Source organism: Streptomyces canus (genome assembly GCF_001514145.1).
Classification (GTDB): Bacteria; Actinomycetota; Actinomycetes; order Streptomycetales; family Streptomycetaceae; genus Streptomyces; species Streptomyces canus.
Genome location: NZ_KQ948675.1, coordinates 22,428 through 35,107 on the forward strand (window position 1 = coordinate 22,428; position 12,680 = coordinate 35,107).

Annotated in this window: 9 protein-coding genes; 5 read left to right on the top strand and 4 right to left on the bottom strand. The window is 72.1% G+C overall.

Features of this window, described 5'->3' with window-relative positions; all coding sequences use genetic code 11:
- Window positions 1–41: 41 nt before the first annotated feature.
- The gene (locus tag AQJ46_RS42720) at window positions 42–2,204 is read right to left on the bottom strand and encodes a serine/threonine-protein kinase (protein ID WP_059210751.1); all 2,163 of its coding nucleotides are present in this window, start codon (window positions 2,202–2,204) and stop codon (window positions 42–44) included.
- 283 nt (window positions 2,205–2,487) lie between these two features.
- On the opposite strand from AQJ46_RS42720, the gene AQJ46_RS42725 reads away from it, so the two are divergent.
- The 4 genes from AQJ46_RS42725 to AQJ46_RS42740 all read left to right on the top strand — a co-directional run bounded on the left by AQJ46_RS42725 (window position 2,488) and on the right by AQJ46_RS42740 (window position 8,188).
- Window positions 2,488–5,085 (top strand): tetratricopeptide repeat protein, encoded by a 2,598-nt coding sequence (locus AQJ46_RS42725; RefSeq protein WP_059210830.1) that lies wholly within the window; start codon window positions 2,488–2,490, stop codon window positions 5,083–5,085.
- Window positions 4,989–6,206 (top strand): hypothetical protein, encoded by a 1,218-nt coding sequence (locus AQJ46_RS42730; protein WP_059210752.1) that lies wholly within the window; start codon window positions 4,989–4,991, stop codon window positions 6,204–6,206. The genes AQJ46_RS42725 and AQJ46_RS42730 overlap by 97 nt, the downstream gene beginning before the upstream one ends.
- Window positions 6,203–7,468: a type 2 periplasmic-binding domain-containing protein gene (locus AQJ46_RS42735; RefSeq protein WP_059210753.1), complete on the top strand. Its 1,266-nt coding sequence runs from the start codon at window positions 6,203–6,205 to the stop codon at window positions 7,466–7,468. The genes AQJ46_RS42730 and AQJ46_RS42735 overlap by 4 nt, the downstream gene beginning before the upstream one ends.
- A 72-nt stretch (window positions 7,469–7,540) precedes the next feature.
- Window positions 7,541–8,188 (top strand): DUF6629 family protein, encoded by a 648-nt coding sequence (locus AQJ46_RS42740; protein ID WP_059210754.1) that lies wholly within the window; start codon window positions 7,541–7,543, stop codon window positions 8,186–8,188.
- 50 nt (window positions 8,189–8,238) lie between these two features.
- Here AQJ46_RS42740 and AQJ46_RS42745 read toward each other — a convergent pair whose 3' ends face one another.
- Complete coding sequence (locus tag AQJ46_RS42745) at window positions 8,239–9,102, bottom strand: LysR family transcriptional regulator (protein WP_059210755.1); 864 nt, start codon at window positions 9,100–9,102, stop codon at window positions 8,239–8,241.
- A gap of 83 nt (window positions 9,103–9,185) precedes the next feature.
- Between AQJ46_RS42745 and AQJ46_RS42750 the strand changes: the two genes are divergently transcribed.
- Entirely contained in the window at window positions 9,186–9,911 is a 726-nt protein-coding gene (locus AQJ46_RS42750; RefSeq protein WP_059210756.1) for an SDR family oxidoreductase, read from the top strand.
- A gap of 250 nt (window positions 9,912–10,161) precedes the next feature.
- On the opposite strand, the gene AQJ46_RS42755 is transcribed toward AQJ46_RS42750, so the two are convergent.
- Both AQJ46_RS42755 and AQJ46_RS42760 read right to left on the bottom strand, forming a co-directional pair.
- Window positions 10,162–11,193 carry a LacI family DNA-binding transcriptional regulator gene (locus AQJ46_RS42755; protein WP_059210757.1) on the bottom strand — a complete coding sequence of 344 codons (1,032 nt, stop codon included), beginning with the start codon at window positions 11,191–11,193 and terminating at the stop codon, window positions 10,162–10,164.
- A gap of 73 nt (window positions 11,194–11,266) precedes the next feature.
- Window positions 11,267–12,334, bottom strand: coding sequence for a glycerophosphodiester phosphodiesterase family protein (locus AQJ46_RS42760; RefSeq protein ID WP_059210831.1), 1,068 nt, complete (start codon window positions 12,332–12,334; stop codon window positions 11,267–11,269).
- Window positions 12,335–12,680 lie beyond the last annotated feature (346 nt).

The window sequence follows — 12,680 nt, forward strand, 5'->3', positions numbered from 1 at the left end:
TGGGGGCCCGGCCTTCGGGCAGGGCCCCCGCCCTCCTTCGCTCAGGTGACGTCGGCCACCGAGAAGATCCCCGACCCGCTGACCCCGTACAGCACATCGCCCACCAGCAGCGGCGGCACCGAACTCGGCGACAGTTCCTCGAAGGAGCGGCCCGCGGTGTCGAAGGACGGATTGGTACGGCCGATCTCCTTCCCGGTCCTCGGATCGAGGGCCACGATGCTGGTGTCCGGCATCGTCACGTACAACCGGCCCGCGTGGTAGGCCGGTTCGCTGAAGACGCGCAGGTCGCGCGAGCTGGACCACAGCGGCTTGCCCTTCTTCACATCGAGGGCGAGCAGTGTCTCGTTGCCGTAGTCGAAGATGTACATGGTGTCGCCCTGCACCAGCGGCGGTGCCTCGGGCTCCACGCTCCACGGGAAGTCGATCCGGCGGGTCTTGCCGCTGCTGAGATCCTGGACGAAGAAGGCGGCGGACACGCCGGAGTCGTCCTCCCAGCGCGCGTAGTACGCCGTGCCGTCGTGGACCGTCGCCAGCCACAGGTCGCCCTTCGGGGCGTCGACACTGCCCAGCGTCCTGCCGGTCCGCACGTCGAGGCGGGCGATGCCGCCTTCGCCGCCGCGCAGATCGGCGTAGAGCGTGTCCTTGGGGCCTTCGTAGAAGGGGCTCGCCGAGGTGGAGGTCAGCTCACGCCGCCACAACTCCTTGCCCGTGCGTGGCTCGTAGGCCGCATAGCGCGCCGTGTCGGAAGGCCCGAGCTCGTCCAGGCGCACGAGAAGCACCCCGCCCAGCGCCTCGAACTGGCCGAGCGGGCCCTTCAGCCGCCACAGCCGCTCGCCGGTCTTTCCGTCGTAGGCGTCGACGCCCTGCGAGCGGTCCGCGCTGTAGACGAACACCACACCGTCATGGACGACGGGCTCACGCATCGAGAAGCTGCTGACCTGCTTGCGGCTCATGGACTTCGTCCACTCCACGTTTCCCGTCGCCGGGTTCAGCCGCATCAGGGCGACCTGTTCGGAGGCGCAGAAGACGCCCAGCGCGTCCGGAGTGCACGACGGGCCCATGCCCATCCGTGCGTCCTTCCCGTCCGACCCCAACGCGTTCTGCCAGGGCCGCCAGCCGGCCGGCGCCGTCCCGCTGGGCGCCGTCCGCGGGGCGAGAGCGTCGAACTCGTCGACCGAGCTCGCCGGCTGGTCGCCCACCACGGCGACCGCGGCCGCCCCCGCCCCGCCGAGCAGTGCCACGACGGCGACGGCGGCCCACAGCTTCCTCCCGCGGCGCCTGCGCGGGACCGTTTCGATGACACCGAGCGGCGAGGTCACGGTCTCCGTCGCCAGGATCTGCGGGGCCCGGGACGGCTCTTCGGCCGGGTTCCCCGCGGGCAGTTCCTCCGGGAGTCCCGCCAGCTCTTCCAGGACCTCGCTCGACGTCGGCCGGTCCGCGGGCTCCTTCGCCAGACAGCGCGAGACCATCGGGCGCAGCTGCTCGGGCAGTTCACCCAGCCGCGGCTCGCCGTGCACGGTGTTGTACGCGGCCAGATAGGCGTTCTCCGCCTCGAAGGGGCTGTGCCCGGTGGCCGCGTACACGAGCACCGCGCCCAGCGAGAAGACGTCGACCGCGGAGCCGACCTCGTGCGGGCGGCTGAACTGTTCCGGCGCCATGAACGGCGGCGAGCCCATCACCATGCCGGTCTGGGTGCGGACATCGCTGTCGGCCGCGCGCGAGATGCCGAAGTCGATGACGCGTACGGCCCCGTCGTCGCCCTCGCTCTCCAGCAGCAGCACATTGCTCGGCTTGAGGTCCCGGTGCACGACCTCCGCGCGGTGGATCTCCCGCAGGGCCTCGGCGAGTTCGGTGCCGAGGCGGCGCAGTGCGGGCCAGTCCAGCGGTCCCGACTCGTCGACGCACTCCGCGAGCGTACGGCCCGGCACGAACGCCGTGGCCATCCAGGGCCGTTCCGCCTCCGGGTCCGCGTCCACGACCGGTGCCGTGAACGCGCCGCTGACCCGGCGCGCGGCGGCGATCTCCTGCCGGAACCTGGCCCGGAACTCGGGGTTGTCGGCATACCGGGTGTGGACCACCTTGACGGCGACGGCCCGCCCCGACGCCGATCGGCCGAGATAGACGACACCCATGCCGCCGGTCCCGATCCGCGATTCGATCCGGTAGCCGCCGACAGACTCCGGATCGTTCTCGCGCAGGGTCACCGCGTCTCCTTCACCGCTTCTGGCCAGGACGGCTGCGGTCCGGACTCTTCTGACAGGGACCCCTCACTCTAGAGGGGCGCAGGTCCGCGAGGGACAGGGATCTCGGCCTTGCCGACCGGCCGAACCCCGCGGCATCACGGTTCTGAGGGGGAAAGGGAGGGGTCGATCCCGGCACCTGGCCCTATTCTGAGGAGGCATGAAGGGGGCTCGGGGCGGGAGTGCGTTCGGTGAAGTACCGGAATCCGAGGGATCGTTCGGTCCGCTGGTTGTCGCCGGACAGCCGATGTACCTGAGGGCGGCGCACGTCGACCTCCCCGCGGAGAACCCCGATCCGACAGTGCTGCCCACGATCACGCTGCTGGGACGCGGCTGGGCCCCCGGCGGCGATCCTGGGGAACTGCCACTGCCTCCCGGACAGTTGCTCGCGGGCCAGTACCGGCTGATCCGGCCCCTCGGCTACGGCGGCATGGGCGAGGTCTACCTCGCGCTCGACACCAAGGTCGACAACCGCGAGGTCGCCATCAAGATGCTGCACCCGGAGCAGGCGGCGGCCGCCGCGGGCGCGCTGGCCCGGGAGCGGCGGGCCCTTGTCGACCTCGGCCACGACGACATCATCCGTGTCTTCAACTACGGTCATCACCCCGAGGTCGGTGACTTCCTCGTCCTCCAGTACGTGGACGGGCTCACGCTGGAGGAGGTGCGGGCACGGGCCGAACTGAACCCCGGGGAGTTCGGTGGCCACCGCTTCCACGAGTTCGTGCTCGCCTACGGTGTGCGGATCCTGTCCGCCCTCGCGTATCTGCACGCCGACCGTCCCGGCAAGGTCTACGGCGATCTGAAGCCGGACAACGTCATGCACGACGGCACCACGACGAAGATCATCGACGTGGGCAGTGTGCGCCCGGTCGGGGCGCCGGGCATGACCACGAAGGGCTTCAGCGCACCGACCGTGGGCCCGAACGGCGAGTCCAGGGAACAGGACGACCTCTTCAGCCTGGGGGAGACCCTGCGGCGACTGAGCGGACTCGGCAGGTCGGCGGCGGATCTTGCGCGGCTGGGGGACCTCGGGAATCTGGGTGCGGCGGAGGCGCCGAGTGCGTCGGCGGTCGGGGAGGCGTTGGCTGTGGACGACGTGGCACGGGCTGCCGGGGAGGTCTTGGCCGCGGGCGGGACACCGGGCGGCCAGGGGGTTCTGGTCACCGGGGGTACGCCGGATGTCGGCCGGGCCTCGGGTGCTGAGGGGGCGCTGGGCGTCGGTGAGACAACGAGCGTCGCCCGGACGTCAAGTGGCGTTCAGGGATCCGGTGGTGAGAGCCCGATGGACGGCGGTGAGACAGCGGGTGTCGAGGATGCGCAGGACATCGGCGGGGCACCCGGCGTCGTCGGCGAAGTGTCCGTCATCGGTGCGGCGCACGCCGACGCGGCGGAGCGGCGCCCTGAAGTCCTGTCGGTGGGCCGCGACGGACCGTCTGCCCGAGTGACGCCACACCGCGACGCCACCGCCCCCGTGCCCCGTGGACTCGGTCTGCTCTCCCTCGCCCGTGTCCTGCACCGCGCGACCTCGAGCGAGCCCGCCGGACGGTTCGCCGACGCACGTGAGATGGACCAGCAATTGCGGGGTGTGTTCCGTGAGTTGAGGTCGCTGCGCACCGGCACCGAGACCTTCGAACCCTCGCCGCTCTTCCTCCAGTCCGCGTACGCCCTCGACGGCGCCCTCGGCTCCGCGCCACCCCTCGCCCACTGGGCCGCCCCCGACGCCCCGTCCCCGTTCGCCCCGCCCACTCCCACCGACGTCGCCCAGCGCCTGCCCGTCCCGCGCCCCGACCCGCACGACGAGCACCACGCCGAGCTGAGCAGGCTCGCCGACGCCGCCCCGGAGGCCCTGCTCCAGCACATCGGCGACTGGCGGGATTCCACGGAGGTCCATCTGCTGCGCTGTCGGCTGCGGTTGCGGAACCCGGCCGACGGACCCGAGGCCGCCGAACGCGAACTGCGGGCAGCCGAGGCACGGATCGGCCCCCGCCGCGCCCCGTACGACTGGCGGCTGGACTGGCACCACGGCCTGCTCGCGCTCGCCCGGGGGCAAGTCGCCGCGGCCCGGCGGCACTTCGACCGGGTGTACGCGGCGATCCCCGGCGAGTACGCGCCCAAGCTGGCCCTCGGCCACTGCGCGGAACGCCTCCGACGCCGGCACGAGGCGCTGACGTTCTACGAGGCGGTCGGACTGCGCAACCCCTCCCTGGGCAGCGCGGCCTTCGGCGCCGCACGGGCCCGCCTCGCGCTGGGCGGCGAAACGGCGCGCGAGGAGGCCGTACGCGAACTCGACGCCGTACCGCAGCACTCGCGGCACCGGACCGCCGCACGTACCGCGGCCGTGCGGATCGGGATCGAGTACGTGCGCACGGGCGAGTGCGACGACCGGGCGCCGCAGCGTTTGGGCGAGGTGCTGAGGCGCCTGGCTCTGCTCTTCCACGCGCACGGCCTGACCGACGAGGAGGCCAGGGTCCGGATGACCGTCGAGGCCTGGGAGGCCGTACAGGGCGCCCTCGTGCGCGGTGCCCTCGACGCGGCAGGCCTCGCGGCGCTCTCCTCCGGCGCAGACCCCCGACTCGGCCTCCCGCCCGACGAACACGGCCTGCGGGAGGACCTCTCCCGCCGCTATGTCACCCTCGCCCACCAGGCCGCCCGCTCCACCGCCCCCGAGGACGCGGCCGTGGCCGAAATCCTCCTGGACCGCGCCTACGAGATCCGCCCGCTCGCCTTCCGACACCACAGGGACAGCCCATGGCTCGGCAAGAGAGTCGCCCACTGGCTCCGGACGGTCGCTTACGCGCCCTCGCACAGGACACCCTCCGCCTCACGCAGGCAGTCGCCGCCGTAACCACCGAACTCGCCCGCCGTATCCTCCGCTACGCCTGGCCCTCCACCGCGGGCCACCGCAACCGCGTCTACCTGCGGGACCGGCTCCTCGCGCTGCCGCTGCTGGCCGTGGTCGCCTTCGGGGCGCTCGGCTGGGCCTACGCGGGCGTGCGCGGCGACTCCGCGTACATCCGGGAACGCACGGCGCCCGCGCTGGTCGACCTCGCGGACGCCCGGGCCTCGCTGCTCATCGCGCAGGGTGAGGCCCAGCGGAACCTCGACGAGGGGCGCGCGGCGGAACTCAGCGGACTCAGCGAGCGGTACCGGACCCGGATCGCCCGCGCCACGCAGAGCCTGAACCAGGTCACCCGCAGTGGCGCCCTCACCGTCGCGGAAGAACAGGAACTGCGGGTCGTGTCCGCGCTGGTCGTCGACTACACCAGCTGGATCGGCCGGGCCCAGGGCCATGCCACCGATCCGGTCCTGCGCGATGCCGACTTCACCTACGCGCGCAGCATGCTCTGCTCGCAGGCCCTCGCCCCGACCACCGAGAACCCCTATCCGGCCTGCCCGGCCGCCACCGGTTCCACCGCGACCTCGATCGTCGACCGGGTGACCGGTCTGGAGGAGCGGCTGCGCGCGCGGCTCGCCGACCGGGCCGCCTGGGGCGCGGACACGATCGCCGCGGCGGTGATCGCCGTGCTCGCCTTCACCCTGCTCGCCGCCGGGCTGTGGCGGACGGTGTCCTTCCTGCACCGCCGCTTCCGGATCCGACTGAGCATTCCCCTCGCGGTCGCCGCCCTGCCGCTGCTCGCGGTGCCGTTCCTGACGGCCGACGCCCTGCTCGCCCTCGACGCCCAGCACGAGACCGTCCCCGTCGCGGACGCGCTGGCCGAGCGGACCTCCCCGAAGACGGAGACGGTCGCCGAGGAACGCCCCTTCGCCGGACCGGACCCGCAGGCCATCGAGACGCTCCAGGCCAGGATCGACGACGGACTCGCCGACGGGCGGCTCGCCTTCCTCGACGGCATCGCCCCGTTCGTGTTCCCCGCGGGCCTGACCGCCGCGGCCGTGATCGCCGGTGCCCTGCACGCCTACCGCCGCGAATACCTCGTCGTCACCCGCCCGGGAGCCGTCGCATGAGCCGTCTCCTGCGCGTCCTTCTCGCGGCCTGTCTGCTCGCCCTCGTCCCCGGCTGCGGGTCAAAGACCCGCGACCCGCTGGTCGTCCTCGGTCCCTGGACCGGCGAGGAGGGCAGGGCCTTCGAAGCGGCCCTCGACGAACTGGACGACGGGACCGGGCGGACGTACACCTACGAGGGCACCCGCTCACTCCGCGAGACGCTCGTCTCGCAACTGGAGGCCGACGACCCGCCGGACGTGGCGGTCCTCAACAGCATCGGCGAACTCACCGAGTACGCCCGCCGCGACAAGCTGAAGCCCCTCGCCGAGGCGAGTGCCGAGCGTGCCTATCCGCCCTGGGCGCCGACCCTGCTGGTGGACAATCTGCGGCGCACGTACTGGGTGCCGCTGAAGGTCGACCTCAAGAGCCTCGTGTGGAGCAAAAGGGGCGCCCCGAGCGAACGGCCCACCTGGTGCGTGGGTCTCGCCTCACAGGCCACCTCCGGCTGGCCCGGCACGGACTGGATCGAGGACCTGGTGCTCCATCAGGCGGGCCCCGGCCTCTACGCCGAATGGGCCACGGGCCGACTCGACTGGCGCGACCCGGCCGTCGAACGTGCCTGGACCAGCTGGGCGCGGCTGCTCGGCAAGCGCTCCCCGGCGTCGGTCGAGCGGTCCCTGACCACGTCGTTCGAGGGTGTGTCCGACCCACGGGGAGATCCGCGCGGCCTGCTCGACTCGCCCGGCTTCGACTGCACGCACGAGCACCAGAGCGCCTTCATCCGGTACGTCTACGCGGGCGACGACGTGACCGTGGAACCGTCGGCCCGCTATCTGGACGGGCAGTCCGCGTACCGGGACGCCTTCGAGGTCGCGGGCGACATGGCCGCCGTGTTCAGCGACGACCCGGACGCCCAGGAACTCGTGGAGCGCCTCTCGAGCCCGGCCGGACGGAAGCTCTGGCGGACGGAGGCGGCTCCCGCGGTACGGCCGCTGTTCCCGGACTCGGCCGGACTGTCGCCGCCGGCATCCGCGACCCCGGTCGAGCGGGAGATCGACTCCCTGCTCACCACCCGCGCCCGCACCCTCTGCTTCGACGCCTCCGACGTCATGCCGCCCGAACTCCGGGACGCCTTCCACCGCGCGGTCCTGGAGTTCTTCCGTGACCCGACCCAGCGGCAACTCGATTCGCTGCTGAAGCAGTTGGAGACCGTACGCGTGCAGGTGAACACGGACTCCGGCACCGACCGCACGTTCCGCCCACCGCAGAACATCTGCGCGTGAGCGGTCCGCCCCGGCCCCGCCCGCGTCGTGGCGGAGCGCACGGCCGACGGCCTGAGCTGACAGGGTGGTGTCATGTGCTGGAGTGCGACAGCGGATCTCGTGGTGGGCACGGCGATCGCCTCCGTCGGAGCGGTCTGCGTGGCCCGGACCCGCCGCGCCGGGGACCTGCCCCTCGCCGCGCTGCCCCTGCTGCTCGGCGCCCATCAACTGGTGGAGGCACAGATCTGGCACACCGGCGGCGGGACCGGCGCGGCCACTGTCGCCTGGGCCGTCATCGCCCTGCCCCTGCTCGCGGTGTGGGTGCCGGTGGGCGTGTGGTGCGCGGTCCCACGCCGCACCGGACGCCGGGTGACGGCCGTGGTGGCGGTGGGCGTCGTGACCGCCGCCTTCCTCGCGCACGCTCTCGCCACCCGTCCCGTCCGGGCCGAGATCCGCGGCCACACCATGGCATACGTCATCGGACTGCCCGACGCGGAACTGCTCGTCGCGGGCTACCTGATCGCCACGGTCGGCGCACTGCTGCTCTCCGGCGACCGCCGCCTCACGGCACTGGGAATCCTGACCGGGGCGGGCGCGCTGGTGTGCTGGCTGCTGTGGCGGCTGGAGTTCGTGTCGACCTGGTGCGCGCTGGCGGCAATCAGCTCGGTGGTCCTGTACGGATGGGTGCGCACACGTCCCGCGCCGAGGCCGGTTCTGCCCGCGTGGGACGCCCGGCACTGATCAGTGCGCGCGGCGGTCCCGGGCCGGCCGCCCTTTCGTCGTCACCGGGGTCAGGTCGCCGACATGATCATGCCGGCCGCGACGCCGACCAGTGACGCGACCGCCAACGAGCGACTGCTCGGCGGCCAGGCGATCACCGTGGTCACCTCCGGCGCGTCGACGACGGGCACCGCGACGTGTTCGGGCCACTGCCAGGCACGGCTGGAGGCAGGGATGACGAGCAATGTCCTGCCGAGCGCCACGAGTTGAGCGAGCTGAGACTGGGTGCGCACCTCGGGTCCGGGCCCGTCGGGGTAGGACCCGTCGAGCCGGGGCCAGCGAGCGATCGGCAGGTCCGGCACATCCTGGACGTCCGCCAGCGTGAGCTCGGCGCGTGACGCGAGCGGATGCCCGGCGGGCACGATCGCCACCTGACCTTCGACGTAGAGGTCTTCGGAGTCGAACCCGGCGAGGTCGTCGTAGGGGTGATGCATGAGTGCCACGTCGGCGTGTCCGTCGGTGAGCAGCCGCGCCTGCTCACCGACTTCGCACAGGAGGATCTCGATCGGTGGCGCCTCCGGTTCGCTCGCCACCGCGTCGAGCAGCTGTCGCAGCACTTCGTGGGACGCCCCGGCCTTGGTCGCGAGCACCAGCGGCCGCTTCGGGTCACCGGCACGCCGCGTTCGGCGCGCGGCGGCAGCGACCGCGTCCAGGGCCGCTCCGGCCTCCCGGAGCAGCACGCCGCCGGCATCGGTGAGCGCGACTCCGCGCCGGTCCCGGTCGAGGAGCCGGACACCGAGCCGCCGCTCCAGCCTCGCGATCGCGCGGGAGAGCGGCGGTTGCGCGATCCCGAGCCGACCGGCGGCGCGTCCGAAGTGCAGTTCCTCGGCGACGGCGACGAAGTACCGAAGCTCGCGGGTCTCGAGATCGTCCACACGGACAGCCTACCGACTGATACCCGGCGAGTATCACAGTGCACCGGTTCGATATTGGACGGCGCATGAGCGGCTCGCCCAGCATGAATCGCGTGAACGACATGAAGACCGCGCTGGTCACCGGCGCGAACAAGGGAATTGGTTTCGCCATCGCACAGGGTCTCGGGACCCTCGGCTTCACGGTCGCGGTAGGAGCTCGCGACGACGACAGGCGCGAGCAGGCCGTCAAGGAACTGCAGGCCGCGGGCGTCGACGCGTTCGGGGTCGCCCTCGACGTCACCTCCGACGACAGCGTCGCCACAGCGGCGGCGACCGTCGAACAGACGGCAGGGCGTCTCGACGTACTCGTCAACAACGCGGGCGTCTCCGGCGCCATCGAAGACGGCACGCAGGATCCGACGACGCTCGACCTCGAGGTCGTCCGCACCGTCCTCGACACCAACGTCCTCGGGGTCGTCCGGGTGACGAACGCGATGCTCCCGCTGCTCAGCCGCGCGCACTCGCCGCGCATCGTCAACGTGTCGAGCAGCATGGGCTCCTTGACGCTGCAGACCGGACCGATCATGGCCGCGTACGCACCGTCGAAGTCGATGCTCAACAGCGTCACGGCGCAGTACGCCCGCAGGCTCACCGGTACGAACATCATCGTCAACGCCTGCTGCCCCGGCTATGTGGCGACCGACTTCACCGGGTTCAACGCGCCGCGGACGCCCGAGCAGGGCGCGGCGATCGCCGTCCGGCTCGCCACCCTGCCGGACGACGGACCGCGTGGCGGCTTCTTCGACGACGAGGGCGTCGTCCCCTGGTGACCCGGACGGACGGTGGCGGCAGCGACAGTGCCGGCCCCGCCGTCCCTCCCGTCCGGCGCCGGGTCGCGTCGCCGACAGGGAACATCTCCGTGGCGCGCCTGACGGTCGCGGCCCGGCACTTCGGAGGTGCCGGACCCGCTGCCCATCGGCCGCCCGCTCGACGGCATGTGCGCCTACGTCCTCGGCGGCGCCCTGAGACCGGCTCCGCCCGCCACGCTCACCTGTTCCGCCGCCGACCAGCGCAGGCGGCTCAGGCGGGCGGTCTCCCCGAGCTCTCCCGGACCACCAGTTCCGGCACGGAGACCGGACGCGGGGCGACCGGCGCCGACTCCTCCAGTACGCCATGCAGCAGGGCGAACGCGGCTCGGCCGAGGCCCGTGAAGTCCAGACGTACGGTCGTGAGGGACGGCGTCAGATAGGCGGAGTGCGGGGCGTCGTCGAACCCGGCCACGCTGACCTCGCCCGGCACCGGGCGGCCGGCCTCGTGCAGGGCGCGCAGCACACCGAGGGCGAGGTCGTCGTTGCCGCACAGGACCGCGGTGACGGACGGATCCCGGGCGAGTTCCAGGCCCGCCGCGTGGCCGCCGGCGGGGCCCCAACCGCCCTGCAGGGGAGGGGGTTCCGGAGCGCCCGCCTCTTGCACTGCCTGGCGCCAGCCGTCGGTGCGGGCGCTGGTGCGACGGGTGCTGGAGGGAATGGCGACGTAGTGCACGGTCTCGTGACCCAGGGACAGCAGATGCCGGGTCATCTCGTAGGCGGCCTTGCGGTCGTCGGTCCACACCCACGGCCGGTCGCCCGTGGGGTCGCTCGCCGGGGTCTCGACCACGCCGACGACCGGCAGCCCGGCCGGGACCGCCTCCAGGGCCCGGACGCCCGCGGGATCGTACGCGATCACGATCAGTCCGCCGCCCGCGTCCGCGGCACGCTGCACCTCCACGGTGACGGCGGCCTCGTCGGCCGATTCGAGGACGCCCACACCCACCGAGTAGCCTGCCGCGCGGGCTGCCTCCTCGACGCCCTGGAGGATCGAGGCGTAGCCGTAGTGCGTGGTGTTGGCGGTGAGCACGGTAACGGCCCTGCTGCGGCCCCTGGCCAGAGCCAGCGCGGTGGCGTTGCGCCGGAAGCCCAGCTCGTCGATGGCGGCGAGCACCCGCTCCCGCGTCGACTGCTTGACACTGGCGTGGCCGTTGATCACCCGGCTGACGGTCTGGTAGGAGACGCCGGCGGCCGCGGCGACATCCCGGATACTCGCCGAACCGCGAGTGTGACCGGTCACATTCATCCCAGGATTGTGGCCGGTCACCAGCGGATCGTCAAGAGAACGTGGGTTTGGTGAGCCGGCGGTTCGAACCCCGTCAACGGGGCCGGTACGCCCTCGGCAGCGGCATGCCGCGGTCGGCCATGATCTGCCGTACGCGGTTCGGGTAGTTGGTGATGATGCCGTCCACGCCCATGTCCATGAGTGCCTCCACGGTGGCGGGGTCGTCACAGGTCCACGGGATGACCTTCAGGCCCCGGGCGTGCGCCTCCCGGACCATCGTCCGGTCGGCGTAGAAGCGGAAGTCGGGGTCGCCGACCTTGCCGCTCTGCGGGAAGCCGTAGTTGGGGGAGAGGGCCCTCACGCCGGGGATCGTGGCGGCCGCCCTGACGAAGTCGCCGCCGTAGTCGTCGGCGTCGATCCCGCCGAGCCACGGGGACGCACCCGGCAGGCCGACCTGGAGGAAGTCGTAGTTGGTGAGCGCGATCAGGGGCCACTTCGGGGCCAGTTGGTGCATCGCCTTCAGTGCGCCCCGGTCGAAGGACTGGATGGTGACCTGGTTCTCGATGCCCGAGCGGTGGATCTCCTCGTGGACCCGCCGCACGAACAGCTCACGCGGCGCGGTCTGTTCGGGCGCGCCCGCCTCGACCTTCGTCTCGATGTTCAGCTTGACCCGCTTGGCGCGGTAGCTCTTGACCAGGTTCAGGACGTCCTTCAACTCGACCATCCGGAAGCCCTTGACCACCTCCTGCTCCGGGAAGCCGGGCAGTTGCTGGTAACCGCAGTCCATGGTCTTGATCTGAGCCAGCGTCAGATCCTTGATGTACTTGCCGACATACGGATACATCGGGTCACCGGCCGTCACCGGTCCCGTGTCACGGCACTTGACCGCGCTGATCTGCCGGTCGTGGTTGACGACGACCTTCCGGTCCCTGGTGACATGCGTGTCCAGCTCCAGCGTGGACACCCCGAGGCGCATCGCCTTGCCGAAGCCCTCCAGGGACTCCTCGGTCGTCATGCCGATGCCACCGCGGTGGGCCTGGAGGTCGAAGTGCGGTTTGGGCTTCGGCGGTCGGTGGCCGTCGTACGCCGTCGCGGGCGTGGCGGCCGACAGCGCGAGCACCGGCACCAGCGCCAGCCCGGCGAGGACACGTCTTGCGGACATCGACACCTCACTCCTATGGGTCGGGACGCCCACAGACGCTAGTGAGGACGCGCGCCGGTTCAACCCCTCGGACGTGATCCCGCCGTGAATGTCCGAGGAACGCCGTCCCTGCCGGCGGTAGGGGACGAGGTGGATCTCCCTCTCCTGGAGTGGCCCGGCACACAGCGGCGCCTGTGCCGCATCGCCGGCGACAGCTCGGCCCGCCCAGGTGGTGCTCCGTACCGGGACGCGCAGATGCCTGCCGTGCACCAGCGAGTCCTCGCCCGGGGACTTGGGCCCGCTCGGCGCGCTCTTCGACGTCGGCGACGGACTGCGCGCGGCGGACGGGCCGTCTTCGTCGTGCACG

Excerpts from the sequence above, each read along its gene's own strand:
- AQJ46_RS42750 (WP_059210756.1), top strand. The coding sequence starts at position 9,186 with ATGAATCGCGTGAACGACATGAAGACCGCGCTGGTCACCGGCGCGAAC.
- AQJ46_RS42755 (WP_059210757.1), bottom strand. The coding sequence starts at position 11,193 with ATGAATGTGACCGGTCACACTCGCGGTTCGGCGAGTATCCGGGATGTC.
- AQJ46_RS42760 (WP_059210831.1), bottom strand. The coding sequence starts at position 12,334 with ATGTCCGCAAGACGTGTCCTCGCCGGGCTGGCGCTGGTGCCGGTGCTC.
- AQJ46_RS42725 (WP_059210830.1), top strand. The coding sequence starts at position 2,488 with ATGTACCTGAGGGCGGCGCACGTCGACCTCCCCGCGGAGAACCCCGAT.
- AQJ46_RS42735 (WP_059210753.1), top strand. The coding sequence starts at position 6,203 with ATGAGCCGTCTCCTGCGCGTCCTTCTCGCGGCCTGTCTGCTCGCCCTC.
- AQJ46_RS42730 (WP_059210752.1), top strand. The coding sequence starts at position 4,989 with ATGGCTCGGCAAGAGAGTCGCCCACTGGCTCCGGACGGTCGCTTACGC.
- AQJ46_RS42740 (WP_059210754.1), top strand. The coding sequence starts at position 7,541 with ATGTGCTGGAGTGCGACAGCGGATCTCGTGGTGGGCACGGCGATCGCC.